The 17,203-nt window shown below is 58.4% G+C and carries 19 protein-coding genes; 9 read left to right on the top strand and 10 right to left on the bottom strand.

The genetic code is table 11. The annotated features are described in order from the left end of the window. Window positions 1-28: 28 nt before the first annotated feature. The 4 genes from ycaC to KQP88_RS11265 form a co-directional block, all read right to left on the bottom strand. On the bottom strand, window positions 29-652 hold the full coding sequence (ycaC, locus tag KQP88_RS11280; RefSeq protein ID WP_025259968.1) for an isochorismate family cysteine hydrolase YcaC: 624 nt from the start codon (window positions 650-652) through the stop codon (window positions 29-31). Window positions 653-708: 56 nt separating this feature from the next. Next, window positions 709-2,547, bottom strand: coding sequence for an amidohydrolase (locus KQP88_RS11275; protein ID WP_216705934.1), 1,839 nt, complete (start codon window positions 2,545-2,547; stop codon window positions 709-711). A 145-nt stretch (window positions 2,548-2,692) separates the two neighbouring features. Further along, window positions 2,693-3,307 carry an antibiotic biosynthesis monooxygenase gene (locus KQP88_RS11270; RefSeq protein ID WP_216705709.1) on the bottom strand — a complete coding sequence of 205 codons (615 nt, stop codon included), beginning with the start codon at window positions 3,305-3,307 and terminating at the stop codon, window positions 2,693-2,695. A 117-nt stretch (window positions 3,308-3,424) separates the two neighbouring features. Continuing rightward, window positions 3,425-4,345: a LysR substrate-binding domain-containing protein gene (locus tag KQP88_RS11265; protein ID WP_216705708.1), complete on the bottom strand. Its 921-nt coding sequence runs from the start codon at window positions 4,343-4,345 to the stop codon at window positions 3,425-3,427. Between the two features lie 300 nt (window positions 4,346-4,645). Here KQP88_RS11265 and KQP88_RS11260 point away from each other — a divergent pair, with 300 nt between their 5' ends. Further along, a complete protein-coding gene (locus KQP88_RS11260; protein WP_216705707.1) occupies window positions 4,646-5,908 on the top strand; it encodes an MFS transporter in 1,263 nt (420 codons plus the stop codon). Window positions 5,909-5,914: 6 nt separating this feature from the next. Here the strand turns inward: KQP88_RS11260 and mrdA are convergent, their stop codons facing one another. Further along, window positions 5,915-7,804, bottom strand: coding sequence for a penicillin-binding protein 2 (mrdA, locus tag KQP88_RS11255; RefSeq protein ID WP_216705706.1), 1,890 nt, complete (start codon window positions 7,802-7,804; stop codon window positions 5,915-5,917). Window positions 7,805-7,939: 135 nt separating this feature from the next. Beyond that, window positions 7,940-8,362 carry a winged helix-turn-helix transcriptional regulator gene (locus KQP88_RS11250; protein ID WP_216705705.1) on the bottom strand — a complete coding sequence of 141 codons (423 nt, stop codon included), beginning with the start codon at window positions 8,360-8,362 and terminating at the stop codon, window positions 7,940-7,942. A gap of 91 nt (window positions 8,363-8,453) precedes the next feature. Between KQP88_RS11250 and KQP88_RS11245 the strand changes: the two genes are divergently transcribed. From KQP88_RS11245 to KQP88_RS11235, 3 genes are all read left to right on the top strand, one after another. Next, the gene (locus KQP88_RS11245; protein WP_216705704.1) at window positions 8,454-9,311 is read left to right on the top strand and encodes an SDR family oxidoreductase; all 858 of its coding nucleotides are present in this window, start codon (window positions 8,454-8,456) and stop codon (window positions 9,309-9,311) included. Window positions 9,312-9,409: 98 nt separating this feature from the next. After that, a complete protein-coding gene (locus tag KQP88_RS11240) occupies window positions 9,410-9,709 on the top strand; it encodes an RcnB family protein (RefSeq protein ID WP_198723746.1) in 300 nt (99 codons plus the stop codon). A gap of 71 nt (window positions 9,710-9,780) precedes the next feature. Next, window positions 9,781-10,077 (top strand): RcnB family protein, encoded by a 297-nt coding sequence (locus KQP88_RS11235; RefSeq protein WP_200994907.1) that lies wholly within the window; start codon window positions 9,781-9,783, stop codon window positions 10,075-10,077. A 20-nt stretch (window positions 10,078-10,097) separates the two neighbouring features. Here KQP88_RS11235 and KQP88_RS11230 read toward each other — a convergent pair whose 3' ends face one another. Continuing rightward, complete coding sequence (locus tag KQP88_RS11230) at window positions 10,098-10,580, bottom strand: Lrp/AsnC family transcriptional regulator (RefSeq protein WP_216705703.1); 483 nt, start codon at window positions 10,578-10,580, stop codon at window positions 10,098-10,100. A gap of 165 nt (window positions 10,581-10,745) precedes the next feature. Between KQP88_RS11230 and KQP88_RS11225 the strand changes: the two genes are divergently transcribed. The 4 genes from KQP88_RS11225 (at window position 10,746) to KQP88_RS11210 (ending at window position 12,589) form a co-directional block, all read left to right on the top strand. Then, window positions 10,746-11,366: a LysE family translocator gene (locus KQP88_RS11225; RefSeq protein WP_216705702.1), complete on the top strand. Its 621-nt coding sequence runs from the start codon at window positions 10,746-10,748 to the stop codon at window positions 11,364-11,366. A gap of 146 nt (window positions 11,367-11,512) precedes the next feature. Beyond that, entirely contained in the window at window positions 11,513-11,983 is a 471-nt protein-coding gene (locus KQP88_RS11220) for a hypothetical protein (RefSeq protein ID WP_025259956.1), read from the top strand. A 70-nt stretch (window positions 11,984-12,053) separates the two neighbouring features. After that, entirely contained in the window at window positions 12,054-12,248 is a 195-nt protein-coding gene (locus KQP88_RS11215) for a hypothetical protein (protein ID WP_200980148.1), read from the top strand. Between the two features lie 116 nt (window positions 12,249-12,364). After that, entirely contained in the window at window positions 12,365-12,589 is a 225-nt protein-coding gene (locus KQP88_RS11210) for a hypothetical protein (protein ID WP_216705701.1), read from the top strand. Here the strand turns inward: KQP88_RS11210 and KQP88_RS11205 are convergent. The 3 genes from KQP88_RS11205 to norR form a co-directional block, all read right to left on the bottom strand. Further along, complete coding sequence (locus KQP88_RS11205; protein WP_216705700.1) at window positions 12,579-14,033, bottom strand: MFS transporter; 1,455 nt, start codon at window positions 14,031-14,033, stop codon at window positions 12,579-12,581. The two genes, KQP88_RS11210 and KQP88_RS11205, sit on opposite strands and share 11 nt — an antisense overlap. Before the next feature lie 95 nt (window positions 14,034-14,128). Further along, window positions 14,129-14,353, bottom strand: a complete 225-nt coding sequence (locus KQP88_RS11200) for a DUF6555 family protein (protein WP_216705699.1) — start codon at window positions 14,351-14,353, stop codon at window positions 14,129-14,131. 125 nt (window positions 14,354-14,478) lie between these two features. Next, window positions 14,479-16,029: a nitric oxide reductase transcriptional regulator NorR gene (gene norR, locus KQP88_RS11195; RefSeq protein WP_216705698.1), complete on the bottom strand. Its 1,551-nt coding sequence runs from the start codon at window positions 16,027-16,029 to the stop codon at window positions 14,479-14,481. 418 nt (window positions 16,030-16,447) lie between these two features. Between norR and KQP88_RS11190 the strand changes: the two genes are divergently transcribed. Next, on the top strand, window positions 16,448-17,188 hold the full coding sequence (locus KQP88_RS11190) for an SDR family oxidoreductase (RefSeq protein ID WP_200994903.1): 741 nt from the start codon (window positions 16,448-16,450) through the stop codon (window positions 17,186-17,188). Window positions 17,189-17,203: the final 15 nt, after the last annotated feature.

The following is a 17,203-nucleotide window of genomic DNA, read 5'->3' as shown; positions in this document are numbered from 1 at the left end:
CACTGCCGACGTAGAGGGGCTGCCGGTTTTAGCGGGCAGTGAAAGCGGTGTAGCTGTTGATCAGGTTGCGGTAGTTGGGGATGCGCTGGGAAAGCAGATTGGCCAGACCTTCCATGTCGTTGCGCCAGTCGATCTGCAGTTCGCAGGCCACCGAGAACCAGTTGACCAGTTGCGCACCCGCAGCAGTCATGCGTGCCCACGCGGCCTGCTGGACCGTTTCATTGAAAGTACCGGAAGCGTCGGTCACCACGAACACTTCGAAACCTTCGGCCAGAGCGCAAAGGGTCGGGAATGCCACGCAAACGTCGGTCACCACACCTGCGATGATCAACTGCTTGCGACCGGTCGCCTTGACGGCCTTGACGAAATCCTCGTTGTCCCAGGCATTGATCTGTCCTGGACGCGGAATGTACGGGGCATCCGGGAACATTTCCTTGAGTTCAGGCACCAGCGGGCCGTTGGGGCCTTGTTCGAAGCTGGTGGTGAGGATGGTCGGCAGGTTGAAGAACTTGGCTACATCGCCCAAAGCCAGGACATTGTTCTTGAATTCGTTGGGCGAAAAGTCCTGGACCAGAGAGATCAGGCCAGTCTGGTGATCGACCAACAGAACGGCTGCGTCATCTTTGTTCAAGCGTTTGTACGGGGTGCTCATGGTTGACTCCTTGGTTTTTTATCGACATCCGGTGTTTGCATGCAAGGGTGAAACAATCAGAACGCAAAACATGAACAGCCAAACGCGCCCCAGAAACCCTGGAAGTCGCTGACCGGCACGCTGGAAAGCCGTGCGCGCTCATGGCTGTGGGAGTGCACGGCGCAAGGGCCGCTGCATTGGTGAACCTGGGCCAGTGCCGGCGATGCAGGTCGCCAGTGCCCGGCGACTTTTGCAACCGGCGACCAGTCCGGCAGCACAGGCAGACTCGTTGGAGCCAGTTTCTCGAAATCGCCGGAGCCGAAGACGACCTTGCCATCAACGACGGTCAGCACCGACTCGATCCACTTGATGGACTCTTCCTCGACACTGAAGTAGTCCGCCGACAAGGCGACCAGATCCGCCAGTTGGCCAACCTTGATCTGGCCTTTCTTGCCTTGTTCGGACGAGAACCAGGCGCTGCCGTGGGTGAACAGTTCAAGGGCGGTTTCACGAGGCAAGCCTTCGGGATACAGCTCAAGCCCGCCCACCGTGCGCCCGCTGACCATCCAGTACAGCGACGTCCAGGGGTTGTAGCTGGAAACCCGTGTAGCATCAGTGCCCGCCCCCACCGGCACGCCTTCGGACAGCATGCGTTTGATCGGCGGCGTCATTTCGGCAGCCTTGGCACCGTAACGGTCGACGAAATACTCGCCCTGGAACGCCATGCGGTCCTGGATCGCAATGCCACCGCCCAGCGCCCTGACCCGTTCGATATTGCGGGGAGTAATGGTTTCGCAGTGGTCGAAGAACCACGGCAGGCCATTGAACGGGATATCGCGGTTGACCTTCTCGAAGACATCCAGCATCCGGCTGATGGATTCGTCATAGGTCGCATGCAAACGGAACGGCCAGCGATGCTCGACCAGATGCCGGACCACAGGCTCGAGATCCTGCTCCATGCCAGGCGGCAGGTCTGGGCGTGGTTCAAGGAAATCCTCGAAGTCGGCAGCCGAGAAGGTCAGCATCTCCCCTGCCCCGTTATGCCGCAGGAAGTCGTCGCCCTGATGCAGAGTGACCGAGCTGGTCCAGTTCTTGAAATCGGCCAGTTCTTCCTTGGGCTTCTGGGTGAACAGGTTGTAGGAAATACGCACCGTAAGCTGCTTTTCCCGGGCCAACTGTTCAATCACCGCATAATCGTCGGGATAGTTCTGGAAGCCGCCGCCCGCATCGATGGCACTGGTGACGCCCAGGCGGTTGAGTTCGCGCATGAACTGTCGGGTCGAGTTGACCTGATACTCCAACGGCAGCTTCGGCCCCTTGGCCAGTGTCGAATACAGGATCATGGCATTGGGTTTGGCCACCAGCATGCCAGTGGGGTTGCCCTGCGAGTCCCGAACGATCTCGCCACCGGGCGGATTGGGGGTATCGCGGGTGTAGCCTGCCACTCGCAAGGCGGCGCGGTTGAGCAAGGCTCGGTCATAGAGGTGCAGCACGAATACCGGGGTATCAGGCGCCGCCTGATTGAGTTCTTCAAGAGTCGGCATGCGCTTTTCGGCAAACTGGAATTCATTCCAGCCACCCACGACACGCACCCATTGTGGCGTCGGCGTGCGGTCGGCCTGTTCCTTGAGCATGCGCAAGGCATCGGCCAGGGACGGAACGCCTTCCCAACGCAGTTCCAGGTTGTAATTGAGTCCACCGCGAATCAGATGCAGGTGTGAGTCGTTCAGACCGGGAATCACCGTACGCTTCTGCAGATCGATGACCTGAGTGGCGCTGCCGCGCAACGCCATCACCTCGGCCTCGGTGCCCACGGCCACAAAACGTCCGCCACTGATTGCCACGGCACTGGCCTTGGGCTTTTCACGATCGACCGTATGAAATTGACCATTGAAGAGAATCAGTTCGACATTCATCGCAGCACCTTTGGCAAACGTTTGGGAAGCGCCGGCATGACCGGCGAACGGCAAGACTGGGAGGATCGCCGCAGCGGCGCTCAGCAATGAGCCTTTGGCGATGAAGCGCCTGCGCTGCAAATCGGTTTTCTCATCACTCATGGGATCACTTTCCTTGTGAGGCTTTGAGCCAGGGCGCAAACAGACGGGTTGCTGCTGGCATCAGCAGATAAACCACCAGCAGAACGATGGTCACCGTCACCAGCGCATTGCTGACGAGATAACCCGACAGCCATGGACTGAACGCAAAGACCGGCTTCCACAGCAGAGGAATCAACAGACTCAGCGGCAGGATGACCAGAAAGGTCACGCACGCCTGCTTCCAGCGAGGTGGAGGCCCGGCCTCATCCGTCACCGGTGTGAACCAGAACTCGTTGTGCGGGTTGACCTGCGTCTGGTCGCCATCGGCAAGCATAGGCGCGGCTTCCTGGACCAGTTGCTTGCGCTCATCGGATTCCAGCCAGCTCTGCATGGCTTCGGTGGAGTGAAAACGCAGGACACAGGTAAACAGATGCAGGCCGCCGGACTTGCTGCGGATCACATCCACACCCAGATGTCCCGGATAGCCACCGGCAATGGTGACGATGCGGCGCAGCCAGGCCTCATAAGCCGACTCTTGTCCGGCCTTGATCCGGTGCTTGATGACCAGGGTGACGACTTCATTGAAGACCGCGCTGTTCAGGACACCTGCTTGTGCATCGAGACGAATGGGATCGGACATGGCCGGCAGCTCCGTAAACACAGAATGAAAATCTCCAGGCCAGACGATGTGCTTGACCGAGGGAGATAGTGCCGTTGATTACAGGCCGGAAATTGAATGTATGTGCTGTCTTGCACCTCAGGCTTTCACATCCAGCGGAGCAGCCATGTAGTGAGCAATGCGCGAGCGCAGCCAGCGCTCGGCCGGGTCGTTGTCATGCACGCCGCTCCAGACCATCGACAGTTCGGCAGGCACGATGGGGAATGGCGGATCTTCGGCACGCAATGAGCTTCCTTCCACCAGCGCACAGGCCGCGTAATCCGGGACGGTGGCAATCAGTTCGGTACCGGCCAGCAAGGCGCGCAAGCCATTGAACTGGGGCACGGCCAATACCACCTTGCGCGCACGTCCGACTCTGGCCAGGTCCAGATCGATATTGCCGCTCAGGTCACCGGAAAACGACACCATCGCATGCTGTCGTTCACAGTAATCATCCAGACTCAAGGCACCCGGACGGGCATCACCACGAATCACTTTGCAGCCGATTTCGCGCAATTTTTTACGCTTGGCGTTGGCGGGCAGATCCACCGTGTAGCTGACACCTACCGAGATTTCCCCTGAGGCCAGCAAGGCAGGCAGCAGCAGGTAATTGGCCCGGCGAATGACCACGATGATGCCGGGAGCCTCTTCACGAAGCTGCTTGAGTAACGGCGGTAACAAGCCGAACTCGGCATCATCGGAAAGCCCGATGCGAAAGACATCGCTGCTGGTGGAAGGATCGAATTCCTTGGCCCGACTGACCGCGCCGGAAATGGTATCCAGCGCAGGCCGGATTTCCTTGAGGATATCCAGAGCCCTGGCTGTAGGCTCCATGGCCCGGCCATTGCGCATCAACAGTTGATCATCGAACAGATCGCGCAAGCGCCCCAGCGCGGCACTGACCGCTGGCTGACCGATAAACAGCTTCTCGGCAACACGGGTGAGGTTGCGCTCAAACATCAAGGCTTCAAAAATCACCAGCAGGTTCAGATCGACGCGGCGCAGATCATTGCGATTCATGTGAAGTTTCCAGAGGCTGCCAGATGCAAACCCCACAGTAGGCATGAGCGGTCTGCGCAAGCCTTGTATGCCTGTGCCTTTAGATGATCGGCCGGGAAACCTAGGGCATACCTGTCACTTGTGGGAGGGGCCTTGGCCGCGACAGCTACAAGTCGCCAGCAAGCTGCCTCCCACAGAGTGATTTATGCGGCATCGCTCTGCATCAGGTGTTACAGCGTTTTTATTGACCTGCTGCAAGGCCCTGCTCGCCAAAGCGGGCTATGGTTGGGAATCTCCATTTGTTGTAAGCGAGCCCACACCATGCCACCCGCCTCCTCCGCCACCTTGTCCATACGCTCCGAGCGGTTGCATACGGGCTTTGTCATTGCCTGGCTGTTCTGCGTCCTGTTCTACTTCATTCAGTATTCGCTGCGCTCGGCGCCCGGCGTGATGATGCCGGAGCTGACCCAGGCATTCGGCAAGGATGTGGTGGCCATCGGCGCACTGATCGGGCTCTATTACTACACCTACTCGGTGTTCTCGATCCTCGCGGGCGCTGCGCTGGATCGCCTGGGTGCCAAGTATGTGATTCCTCTGGGCATTCTCATGGTTGCCCTCGGTGCCGCCCTGTTCGGCCTCGGCGAATTGCAGGCCGCGCAGATCGGGCGCCTGCTGCAAGGCGCAGGCTCGGCCTGTTCCTTTATCGGAGCGGTCTATCTGGCCACTCACGGTTTTCCGTCGCGCTACCTGGCAACCGCCGTGGGGTTTACTCAGTGCTTCGGCATGCTGGGCGGTTTTGCCGGGCAGTTCGGGGTCGGGCCGCTGATTCACGGCACGATCCTCTGGGAGCAGTTCTGGTTCATTTCCGCTGCCTGCCTGGCGGTGGTTGCGATTCTGGTGCTGATCGCGACGCCCAAAGGTCATGATCCAAGACCGGTCAACAGCAGTGGTGCGACAGGTTCGCTGCTCACGCCATACAAGCAGGTACTGAGCAATCCTCAGTCTTATCTCTGTGGTTTCAGCGCGGGCCTGCTGTTTCTGCCGACCACCATCGGCGACATGATCTGGGGTGTTCCGTTCCTGCGCGAAGGCCTGTCCATTGACTATGCCGAGGCGGTGAATCGCAGCAGCATGGTGCCGCTGGGCTGGGTGATAGGCTGTCCGTTGCTGGGCTATATTTCGGACCGGATGGGTCGGCGCAAGCCGGTCATGCTGGCCGGTGCCTTGCTGATGCTGGTGTCATGTACCGGGATTCTGTATCTGCCCGCCGGCATCGCCCCGCCTTACCTGTTCGGCCTGCTGCTGGGCATTGGTTCGGGAGCCGCAATGATTCCCTACACCATCATCAAGGAGGTCAACCCGGACAACGTGAAAGGCAGCGCAACCGGTGCCATCAACTTCCTGGTATTTACCTTCAGCGCCCTGCTGACACCGGTATTCGGCCATCTGCTGACCCGAATTGCCGCAGGTGGCGAGCTGTCCCTTTCGGTCTTCCAGCAGGCTGGCAGCTACCTGCTGGCGGGTATCGTGATCGCCATGGTGCTGGCGGTTTTCCTGCGAGAAACCGGCCCGCAAGGCAAATGAACATCCTCACGCATGGGGAGGACCTTCAGCCTTGCCCGGCGCTGCATATTGCGGCTTGAGCTTGCCAGCATCGTCCAGCAACCAGGCATCGAGGACTTCCCTGACCACCGGCCCCGCAACCCGACCACCCGCCTCGCCGTTCTCGATCATGACGGAAACCACGATTTTCGGATGCTCGGCCGGGGCGAAGCCGACGAACAAGGCGTTGTCCCGGTTGCGCTCCAGCGTCTTGAGGCGGTTGTATCGCTCGCCCTGCTTGATCGCAACCACCTGCGCGGTGCCGCTCTTGCCTGCGATGTGATACTGCACGCCCTTGGCCGCGTCACGGGCAATGCCACGCGGATCGTGCATGACCATTTGCATGCCCAGATTGACCTGATTCCATTCGTTCGGGTCATGCAGCACGATATTGGGCATCGGATGTTCATCCACCGGTGCCACATCCCCCACCTCGACGGCCAGGTGAGGACGATGCCAGACGCCCTTGCTGGCAATCAGTGAAGTCGCCTGAGCCAGTTGCAGCGGCGTAACCTGCATATAACCCTGGCCAATGCCCAGAATCACCGTTTCGCCGGGGAACCAGGCCTGACGGCGCGTCGCCCGCTTCCACTCCCGCGAAGGCATCAGACCTGCAGATTCCTCGAACATGTCCAGCGAGACTTTCTGGCCCAGGCCGAACATGGCCATGTAGTCATGCAGGCGGTCGATGCCCAGCTTGTGGGCCAGGGTGTAGAAATAGGTGTCGTTGGACCGCATGATCGCGGTGTCCATGTCCACCCAGCCATCGCCGCTGTGGTTCCAGTTACGGTATTTGTGATCGAAATCCGGCAACTGGAAATACCCGGGATCGAACACCCGGGTCGAAGCATTGACCACGCCTGTATCAAGCCCGGCAATCGCCACCTCGGGCTTGACCGTCGAACCGGGCGCATACAGGCCGCGCAATACCCGGTTGAACAATGGCCGGTCGATGGAATCACGCAGCGCGGCGTACTGCTTGAAGCTGATGCCGGTCACGAACAGATTGGGGTCGAAGCTGGGTTTGCTGACCATCGCCAGCACCTCACCCGTGGCCGGATCCAGCGCCACCACCGAACCACGCCGGTCCCCCAGAGCCTTCTCGGCCGCTTCCTGCAAATGCACATCCAGGCTCAGGGTGATGTTTTTGCCCGGAGTCGGATCGGTATGTTTGAGCACCCGCAATACACGACCCTGGGCATTGGTCTCGACTTCTTCATAGCCCACATGCCCATGCAGTTCGGACTCGTAGAAACGCTCGATGCCGGTCTTGCCTATGGACTGGGTGCCACGGTAATCGGTGTCCAGTTGCTTGGATTCTTTCTCGTTGATCCGCCCGACATAGCCGATTGAATGAGCAAAGTGCGCACCCAGGGGATAGTGGCGAATGAACTGTGGCGCCACATCGACACCCGGCAAGCGGAACTGATTGACCGCCAACAAGGCGATCTGCTCTTCGGTCAATTCGTAGAGCAAAGTGGCGGGCTCAAACGGGTGACGCACCTGTTTCAGCTCTTTCTCGAAAAGGATGCGGTCCTCGTCAGGGAGCGACAGGATACTCATCAACTCGTCGATGACCTTGTGCCAGTCGTTGGCGCGCTCGCGGGTCAGGGTCAGATTGAAGCTGGGACGGTTGTCGGCCAGCACCACACCATTGCGGTCATAGATCAAACCGCGCTCGGGCGGAATCGGCAGCACATGCACCCGATTGTTTTCGGAGATGGTGGAGTGATAGTCGAACTCGATGACTTGCAGAAAGTACATGCGAGCAATCAGGCAACAACTCAATGTAATGACCAGCAACGCACAGGCCGCTACACGCAAATTGACCAGGCGACTCTCTGTTTCATGATCCTTCAGAGGAATGGGATTGGGCATTTCTACAGCTTCTCGGTAATGACAAACGGCGCGGGCGACACATGTAAGTAAATATTTCGGCGCGCACGATACCAAGAAGTTGAGGGTTGCAGGGGATTGTCTGCCGAGAGGAAGCAAGACGCCCCATTGAAGAGACTACTCCAGCAGCGGCTCGGCCGTGGCTTCACGGGCCTGAATGATGCGTGGCATGTTGCCTTCTATCCAGCGCGCCATGGTCTCGACCTGCAGGGCGATCTCCTCGCCCATGGGCGTCAGGCGATACTCGACATGAGGCGGCACCACCGGCAAGGACTTGCGATCCACAAAGCCATCGTATTCCAGATTCTGCAGGGTCTGAGCGAGCATTTTTTCGCTGACGCCACCGATCTTGCGGCGGATCTCGCTGAAACGATGGGTTCCATCGCGCAACACCACCAGCACCAATACCCCCCAGCGGCTGCACACATGACTGAGTACACTGCGTGACGGGCACTCGGCGGCCATGAGCTCACCCTGACGCCCAGGGACGGCGCTCGGTATTTCGGAGTCTGTTCCGGGCCCGCTCAAAAGATGGCTCATATACTTACCTTTTTGTTAGTACTTACGAAAGGTTAGCTTCAAGTTTATGCTGGCCTTTCACTTCAATTCAATGAGCTTAAAGGGTCCACTCATGATCGTCGTCACAGGTGCTACCGGCCAGCTTGGCCGCCTCGTCATTGAACAACTGCTCAAGCGCGTTCCGTCTTCACAGATCGTCGCGGCTGTACGCAGCCCGGAAAAAGCCGCCGACCTCGCGGCACTGGGCGTGCAGATCCGCCATGCGGACTATTCGCAGCCTTCTACGCTCGACGCTGCCCTGGCCGGTGCGCACAAGGTGCTGCTGATCTCGTCCAGCGAAGTAGGCCAACGTCTGCCACAGCATAAGGCCGTGATCGAAGCCGCCAAACGCGCCGATGTCAAATTGCTAGCCTACACCAGCCTTCTCCATGCCGATACTTCCGTATTGGGTCTGGCACAAGAGCACACCGAAACCGAAAGCGCCTTGCGCGACAGCGGTGTACCCAGCGTTATTCTGCGCAACGGCTGGTATCACGAAAACTACACCGCAGGCATCCCTGCAGCCCTGGGCCTCGGCTCGGTCTATGGTTGCGCGGGCGATGGCCGCATCAGTTCGGCAAGCCGCCAGGACTACGCAGAAGCCGCCGCAGTGGTGCTGACTTCAAACGAGAACCAGGCAGGCCGTGTCTACGAGCTGGCTGGCGATGAGTCCTACACCCTGACCGACTTCGCCGCACAGCTGTCGCAACAGAGTGGCAAAACCCTGCCTTACGTGAACCTCACACAGGCCGATTATCAAGGCGCACTGGAAAACGCCGGTTTACCCCAACCGATTGCTCACTTGCTGGCCGACTCCGACAGCGGCGCATCCAAAGGCGCACTCTACGATGACAGCCGTCAGCTCAGCACGCTCATAGGCCGCGCCACCACGCCGGTGTCGGTCAGCATTGCAGCTGCACTGGCTGGATAATCGGGGCGTCATATCCAATCGAATGTTTTGCAGCACTCAGGGTCCCAGTCTATGCAACCGGCATAAAGCCATGAATCAATAGACTGGGAGTCTCTGACATGAACAGCAAATCGTTGATCGCCTGCATGGCCCTGCTGGGCTGCTTCTCTTTCACCAGCCTGCCTGTACAGGCGGAGCAGAAAGTCGAAGAGTCCGCAGACAACATGCACGAACTGGAACTGGGCTCACGGGCCCCGCAGCAATTCCAGCGCCCCGACGCTGCCATCACCGACTGGAAAAGCAAAGGCCTCGCCGAGCCCGCCAAAGAAAGCCAGTGGGTGCGGATCAATGACAAATATGTCCGCGTGCAGATCACCAATGGGCAGATCGTCGATATCGTTCCTGTCTCGAAGAAGTAACCCAACGAATGATTTGCAATGTAGAGACTCCCGGTGCATAAAACCACCATTCAACGGACCGGGAGCCTGACATGAACAGCAAATCATTGACCGCCTGCATGGCACTGCTGGGCTGCTTCGCCATCACTACCCTGCCCGCTCAGGCGGCACAACGGGTAGAAGCGCCCAGCACCACCTACCAGGAACTGGACGTCGGCTCACTGGTGCCTCAACGATTCCAGAGTTCCAAGGCCGCCATGGACGACTGGAAAGCCAAAGGCCTGAAGTCACCGGGCACCAATAGCCAGTGGGTACGCATTCAGGACAAATACGCCCTTGTGCAGATCAGTACCGGCAAAGTCCTGGAGATTGTCGAAGCACCGAGATGAAACGGTCAGAGCAAACGCCCTCAGGCTTGAGGGCCTTTGACCGGGAAGGATACGAAAGGCTTGATCTCCTTGAGCACGAACATGCTCTGCATTTCCTTGATGCCAGGTAACCGCCGGATGGTGGTCATGGCAAAGTCGGCAAACGAATCCAGATCCCGCGCCACCACCTGCAACAGGAAATCCGCATCGCCACCGATGCTGTAACACGCCACCACATCCTCCAGTTGCATGACCTCCTGCTCGAACCTCTTCGCTTCGGGCTCGCCATGGCAGTCGATACTGACCCGTATGAACACCATGACACCAAGCCCGATCTTGCGTCGGTCAAGCACCGCCTTGTAACTCAGGATGTAGCGATGCTCTTCCAGTTGCTTTACCCGGCGCCAGCAGGGTGAAGCCGACATACCGAGCTGATCGGCCAGGGTCTGGTTGGTGACCCTGCCATCCTGCTGCAAAGCCGTGAGAATTCGGGCATCAGTCAGACTCAGCGCTTGATCGGTCATAAATTCCACATTTTGATATCAAACAGGTAGCTTCTACCTGTTTCAGCGTAACACGCAATAAAAACAGACAAGTTTTCCCTGAGTGAAGGACGTAGCATTTTTCGACCTCGAAGCGACACGACTTCGAGGAACGGATTACAGGCACGCCCCCTTCAGGAGATGAACATGCTGGATATGACCCAAATACTGACTTATGCGGCCGCCCTGGGCATTGCCGCCGCCATTCCCGGCCCCGGTATGGCAGCGCTGGTAGCGCGCAGTGTCAGTGGCGGCACGCTTTCAGGCTTTTGCCTGCTGTGCGGGCTGATCCTGGGTGACTTGACCTACCTGTCGTTTGCAGTCTTCGGGCTGGCACTCATCGCCGAGCACTTCAACGCGCTGTTTCAGCTGGTGCGCTGGGGCGCGGCCCTGTATCTCTGCTATCTGGCCTGGCAGTTCTGGTTCGCCGACCATCAGGCCATGGCGCCAGACAAGAAAACCGCAAAGAAGGAGCTGCTGTCCGCAGCCCTCTCCGGGCTGACCATCACGCTGAGCAATCCGAAAACCATCGCCTTCTACCTGGCGCTTCTGCCGCTGGCCATCAATCTGGACGCTGTCTCGTTAAAGACCTGGGCGCTGGTGCTGGTTCCGCTTACCGTCCTGGTGCTGCTGGCTGTCGGAGCGCTATTCATTCTCGCAGCCGTCCGAATCCGCCATTTACTCTCAGGCCAGTCCGCTCAGCGAAAGCTGTTTCGCGGTGCAGCGGCAATCATGGTGATGGCCGCCGTATCGATGCTGGCCCGCTAAGCCCACAGACATGATCGGACCGGATCAATCTGGGCCCGATAGCCATTTGGGCAGCCAAAACCATTGCTTTTTCCCGCGCTTGGCCTCCAAATGTGTGTCATCAGCGTTACATCTTCATCGACTGCCCATTTACCGAGTTTCGTTCCATGTCCAGATCGCTTGCCATCGTTCTTGCCTGTGTATTTTCAACCGCCGTTCAGGCCGCCTGCCCTGCTGGCACTCCGGTCGATACGGCACGCTGGATCTACACCAATCACCATGATTTCTATGTCAGTGGCAAAGGTGGACCGGAGTATCTGTCCAAGAACTTGCTGGGCCTGCTGAAGAAGGACTGGAGTTGCCAGCAGCCGGGCGATCAATGCGCGATCAGCGCCGATCCGTGGACCGGAACCCAGGATAACGAGGTCATCCAGGCGACCGAGTGGAAGCTGGTGTCCAGCTCAGACAAACAGGCCGTGGTCGAGATGGTTTATCCGCTCGGCGCAAGCACCCAGAGCACTCGCCTGCTGCTGGCCAGGAACCCGGGCGGCCAATGCTGGGTACTGGACAACCTTCAGGGACCGGACGACGTGTCGCTGGTACAGACCCTGCAGGATTTCCCCTACGAGGGAGACTGAGCCAGCGTGCAACTTGAAATAACGGACCGCTGTCGGTATCAAAGACATCTGCCCCCAAAGAGCGAGAACCATGAACACCTTTGAGCAATCGATTATTGAAGCCGCGCAGGACGCCACGCCCAATAACACCGATGCCGAGCGCGCTGCTGCCAAAGCAGACGCCATTGAAGCCGTGGCACAGATCATGTCCACCACCAGTGGCCTGGAACGCACCCGTGCGCTGGCTCAATTACTGGATTCTTATTCGGAATCCGACGAGCAGTAAGTTTTTGACAAATAAACTAAAGCACAATGCCACCATTGCCGATATAAGGACCATACACATTCCAGGGAACAGGGCTCAATCAAACCATTGGCACGAAACTGCCGGAGTAGAAGCTGGTGCAAATCGAACCACTGAAAGACATTCAGGAGTATTTGCAACGGACAGCGAACGATCTGGAACAGGTGTCAATGAATCTGGCAGGCCACGTCATGTACCTGCAGCACACCTTTCGCCCGACTGAAATGCAGGAAGTCAGTGCCAAGATCGAAGGCTTGCAGGCTTCGGTCCAGGATCTGCGCGGCGTCGTCAGGCTGATCGATCAGACATCCCCTAACCCCTGACCTGAGACAGAGGCCGGGCCACCTCCTCCAGCGACTTGCGCTCAGCGGCAGCGCCCCAGATGGCCTGCACCAGAGCGGCGATCATCATCAGGCCCGCGCCGATCAGATAGCCGATCAGCACATTGTCGCGATCCTGAGTTTCAATCAACTGGCCGAACAGCGTCGGACCGATGATGCCTCCCAGGCCCGTGCCGAAGGCATAGAACACCGCGATGGCCAGGGCACGAATCTCCAGCGGGAAGGTTTCCGACACTGTCAGGTAGGCAGAGCTGGCAGCGGCCGAAGCAAAAAAGAAAATCACCATCCAGGCAATGGCCTGCTGCCTTACATCCAGCAGCCCCTCTGCGAACAGATAGCCACTGATGGTCAGCAGTACGCCGGCAATTGCGTAAGTGAAGCTGATCATGATCCGCCGACCGATGACATCGAACAGCCTCCCCAGCAGCAACGGCCCGCAGAAATTACCCAGGGCCAGGGGCAACACATACCAGCCCACCTGTGCTGACGGGACGCCATAAAACTCGGTGAGCACCAGAGCGTAGGTAAAGAAAATCGCGTTGTAGAAAAAGGCCTGGGCCGTCAACAGGGTCAGCCCGACCAGCGAACGCTGGCGGAAGGTCACCAGCAGGGTTCGGGCTATTTCCCTCAGCGGCGTGTGATCCCGTGCCTGCAGACGCAACGGAGGGCCTTGCGGTTCGGGCAGCACATGCCCCTGACGACGCATATCGGCCTCGATCTGCTCGACGATACGCCTGGCTTCCTCGGGCCGGTCATGAATCAGCAGCCAGCGCGGGCTTTCCGGCAACCAGAGACGCATCAGCAGGATAAACAGCCCCAGAATGGCGCCAATGCCGAAACACAGCCGCCAGCCCGCTTCACCACCCAGCCACTGCGGGTCCAGCAAAAGGATAGAACCGCCGGCCCCCAGGGCTGCGCCCAGCCAGAACGTCCCGTTGATACTCAGGTCCACCCAGCCTCGATAGCGCGCGGGCGTGAACTCCTGAATGGTCGAATTGATCGCGGTGTATTCACCGCCAATGCCCATGCCGGTCAAAAAGCGAAACAGCAGGAAGCTCCACAGGTTGAATGAAAACGCTGTGGCGGCTGTGGCCCCTACATACAGCAGCAAGGTGATGAAAAACAGTTTGCGACGCCCGAGACGGTCGGTCAGCCAGCCGAAGAACAGCGCTCCCAGCACCGCACCGGCGATATACACCGCACCTGCCAGGCCGATATCGCTGTTGGAGAGGTTGAGAACCGGGCTGTCTTTCAGAGCGCCCGCGACGGAACCGGCCAGGGTCACTTCAAGACCGTCGAGCAGCCAGGTGATCCCCAGGGCTATTACCAGCAGAGTATGAAAACGGCCCCACGGCAGCCGATCCAGTCGTGCAGGCAGGTCCGTCTCGAAGACACGCCCCTGCTGGAATGGCTCAATGGTCTTCATGGCCGGTTTCACTCAAGGAAAATCAGGCATCGGATGATCGCATCAGGCAGGATCAGAGCCCGCCCGATGCTGCACTAACGAGAACTAAGCGGCTGTCAGGTTTTTACCCACTCAACATTGGTAATACCAAAGTTCTCGGCATGTGGTTTCGTTACACGGGGTACTTTCTCCAGTCGGTATTTGGGAATACGAGCCAGACCGGCATCAACACTTGCGTAGTGCCAGGCCTCAGCGTTGTCCATATTATCGGCACGGATATAGAAACTTTTGAACGATCCGTTTAATAAGTAATCAATGCGGTAGTGCTTGGGCAGTGCCATTATTAGGCTATACCTCTTGAGTAGTGTCCATGGACTAGAGATGACACAACGGCACGCCAAAAAATTCATTCTTTTTTAATAACAGCCGACCAGTGAGCACATATCGCCTGTTATCGAGAGGGTATTCAGCGAATTCGCAAACGTTTGGCCAGACGACTCAGGTTTGCCCGATCCACCGATAATTCCCGCGCCACCTCGACCCATTTGCCTTGATGCCGCTCCAGAGCGTCGACAATCAATGCTCGCTGATAAGCGTCCACAGCCTCCTTGAGTCCCTGCCCTGCGGTGATCGCAAGGCCAGCGTCCGGCACACTGAGCATCGGTGTGGCCGGCACTTGATCATCGAGCCCCAGGGCATGGGATTCGATGGTCAGGATGCGCGGCCTGTCCGGGTGGGAGGACAAGGCCTTGAGAACCGCACGGCTGATCAGGTGCTCCAGTTCACGCACATTGCCGGGCCATGTATGGGCAAGCAGCAGTTTCTGGGCATCGGCGTTGAGCCGCAGGCTGCGCAAGCCCATACGCATGCGGTTTTCTTCCAGAAAAAAACCGGCCAGCAACAACACATCGCGTCCTCGCTCGCGCAGAGGCGGCACATGCAGGGGATAGACGCTCAGCCGATGGTAGAGATCGGCGCGAAAACGCCCTGCTCGGACTTCCCCTGCCAGATCGCGGTTGGTGGCGGCGATGATGCGCACATCCACGTGATGCTCCTGATCCGAACCGACCCGCTGCAACTGGCCGCTTTGCAGCACGCGCAGCAGTTTTGACTGCACAGACAGCGGCAACTCGCCCACCTCATCCAGAAACAGCGTGCCTCCATCAGCCAGCTCGAACTTGCCGCTACGACCATTGACCGCGCCGGAGAACGCGCCCTTGACGTGCCCGAACAGCTCGCTCTCCACCAGAGTTTCAGGCAAGGCCGCACAGTTGAGGCTGATCAAGGGCTTGTGCGCCCTGGAGGAATGCATGTGGATCGACTCGGCGACCAGTTCCTTGCCGACCCCGGTTTCGCCGGTGACCAGCACGGTCAGCGGGCTGTTGCCGACTACCTGGATGTCCTGCTGCATGCGCTTGTGCGCAGCACTCTGGCCGATCAGTTCACGCGGAGCCCGACCGCCTGCTGCCCGCTTGTAGACCTCGGCCAGTTGCCGCTGCTCTTCATAGTTGCGGCCCAACTGGCTGATTCGGTCACTGGCCATGACGGTTGCAGCAGCCAGGCTGGCAAATGCCTGCAGATTCTCAAGGTCCACACTGCCAAAACTGGAAGGGTCCAGAGAGTCCAGCGTGATAAGCCCCCAGGGCTTGTCCTGAAAATACAGCGCGCATCCCAGACAATCATGCACCTCCAGTTGGCCATGCCCTTCCACCAGACCGTCATAAGGGTCAGGCAGGTCGCAATCCATGGAGAAACGCACCGGTCCCGGGCTTTCCAGCAGGATCCGGAGCCGGGGATGCTCCTGCACCCGGAACCGGCGCCCCAGGGTGTCAGGGCTCAAACCATCGACAGCCAGCGGGATCAGTACATCGTCTTCAAGCCTGAGCAATGCCACGGCATCGCAAGGCAGCCATTGGCGCAAGGCATGCAACAGGCGTCGATAGCGCTCCTCTTGCGGCAGCTCGCGGGTGAGGTCGGCCACCAGAGGCACCAACGCCGACAGCAAGAGATTGGTCATTACGACTCCTGAACCATGGCCGAAAACGGGTCATTATGACTCCTCGCAGTGTTAATGCGCCATTTATATTCCATAACAGGACGTCTCTTTCCCTTTACAACTAACGTCTATGGATGGGAATAAATGTTAAATAGCTGAAACAGTTCAGCCGTTATACCAGGCCATTTTTCTCCAGGATTTTCTGACGCCAGCCCGATGACGAAATGGCTATACCCCCTTTAACTTTATTGAAGTGGCATTCGTTCACTTTAGTTCCATAGTGTTCACAAAGCTTAACAAAGTGCTCTCCATGCCCGTCATTCAAGGGCGACCCCTTGCTAGTTACGCCTTTAGTTATGGATCTTGAAGAGCGCTTTATTAAATCAGGCGTTGCTTTGCCATGTCCGCTGATCTCCCGCCTCTGGAAACGAGTGGCTCTATGAAACGAATCCTTATTATCGGCGCTACATCCTCCATCGCCATTGCCTGCGCCCGGCTATGGGCCGTACAAGGCTGTGATTTCTTTCTGGTGGGACGCAATGTCAGCAAGCTGCACGCCACCGCAGCCGACCTCAGAACCAGAGGCGCAAAGAACATCACGCTGCATGAAATGGACGCCACGCATTTTGCCGAACACCCGAAAATGCTCATCGACTGCCTCACGGCGCTGGGCCAGATCGATGTGGCCCTGATTGCCCATGGCACCCTGCCCGATCAGCAAGCCTGCGAGCAGAATGTGGGGCTGATGCTCCAGGAGTTCATCACCAATGCCGCGACGGTGATTGCCCTGCTGACCTTGCTGGCCAGGCAATTCGAATTGCAGCGCAACGGCAGTCTGGCGGTGATTTCTTCCGTGGCGGGTGACCGGGGCCGGCCTTCCAATTATCTGTACGGCTCGGCCAAGGCAGCCGTCTCGACATTCAGCGAAGGTCTGCAGGCCCGCCTGTTCAAGGTCGGCGTGCATGTAATGATCATCAAACCAGGCTTTGTCGATACGCCCATGACCCGTGGCATGTCGCTACCTGCGGCACTGGTCGCGCAACCCGCACAGGTCGCTGAACGCATCGTCAGCGGTATCGAGCGCAAGACGACGGTCCTCTATGCACCGGGTTTCTGGGCCTTGCTCATGTGGGTGATCCGTTCGATTCCCCAGCCACTGTTCAAAAGGCTCGATCTGTAACTCAAGCGCCATCCC

It is taken from the genome of Pseudomonas lijiangensis (assembly GCF_018968705.1).
GTDB classification, from domain to species: Bacteria; Pseudomonadota; Gammaproteobacteria; order Pseudomonadales; family Pseudomonadaceae; genus Aquipseudomonas; species Aquipseudomonas lijiangensis.
This window is presented reverse-complemented; position numbering and strand designations above follow the sequence as displayed.

Bases quoted from the DNA above. Each gene is read 5' to 3' on its own strand.
- KQP88_RS11225 (WP_216705702.1), top strand. From the start codon at position 10,746: ATGCTGGATATGACCCAAATACTGACTTATGCGGCCGCCCTGGGCATT.
- KQP88_RS11265 (WP_216705708.1), bottom strand. From the start codon at position 4,345: ATGAATCGCAATGATCTGCGCCGCGTCGATCTGAACCTGCTGGTGATT.
- KQP88_RS11275 (WP_216705934.1), bottom strand. From the start codon at position 2,547: ATGAATGTCGAACTGATTCTCTTCAATGGTCAATTTCATACGGTCGAT.
- KQP88_RS11245 (WP_216705704.1), top strand. From the start codon at position 8,454: ATGATCGTCGTCACAGGTGCTACCGGCCAGCTTGGCCGCCTCGTCATT.
- KQP88_RS11205 (WP_216705700.1), bottom strand. From the start codon at position 14,033: ATGAAGACCATTGAGCCATTCCAGCAGGGGCGTGTCTTCGAGACGGAC.
- KQP88_RS11215 (WP_200980148.1), top strand. From the start codon at position 12,054: ATGAACACCTTTGAGCAATCGATTATTGAAGCCGCGCAGGACGCCACG.
- mrdA (WP_216705706.1), bottom strand. From the start codon at position 7,804: ATGCCCAATCCCATTCCTCTGAAGGATCATGAAACAGAGAGTCGCCTG.
- KQP88_RS11200 (WP_216705699.1), bottom strand. From the start codon at position 14,353: ATGGCACTGCCCAAGCACTACCGCATTGATTACTTATTAAACGGATCG.
- KQP88_RS11250 (WP_216705705.1), bottom strand. From the start codon at position 8,362: ATGAGCCATCTTTTGAGCGGGCCCGGAACAGACTCCGAAATACCGAGC.
- KQP88_RS11190 (WP_200994903.1), top strand. From the start codon at position 16,448: ATGAAACGAATCCTTATTATCGGCGCTACATCCTCCATCGCCATTGCC.
- norR (WP_216705698.1), bottom strand. From the start codon at position 16,029: ATGACCAATCTCTTGCTGTCGGCGTTGGTGCCTCTGGTGGCCGACCTC.
- KQP88_RS11235 (WP_200994907.1), top strand. From the start codon at position 9,781: ATGAACAGCAAATCATTGACCGCCTGCATGGCACTGCTGGGCTGCTTC.
- KQP88_RS11220 (WP_025259956.1), top strand. From the start codon at position 11,513: ATGTCCAGATCGCTTGCCATCGTTCTTGCCTGTGTATTTTCAACCGCC.
- KQP88_RS11260 (WP_216705707.1), top strand. From the start codon at position 4,646: ATGCCACCCGCCTCCTCCGCCACCTTGTCCATACGCTCCGAGCGGTTG.
- KQP88_RS11240 (WP_198723746.1), top strand. From the start codon at position 9,410: ATGAACAGCAAATCGTTGATCGCCTGCATGGCCCTGCTGGGCTGCTTC.
- KQP88_RS11230 (WP_216705703.1), bottom strand. From the start codon at position 10,580: ATGACCGATCAAGCGCTGAGTCTGACTGATGCCCGAATTCTCACGGCT.
- KQP88_RS11270 (WP_216705709.1), bottom strand. From the start codon at position 3,307: ATGTCCGATCCCATTCGTCTCGATGCACAAGCAGGTGTCCTGAACAGC.
- ycaC (WP_025259968.1), bottom strand. From the start codon at position 652: ATGAGCACCCCGTACAAACGCTTGAACAAAGATGACGCAGCCGTTCTG.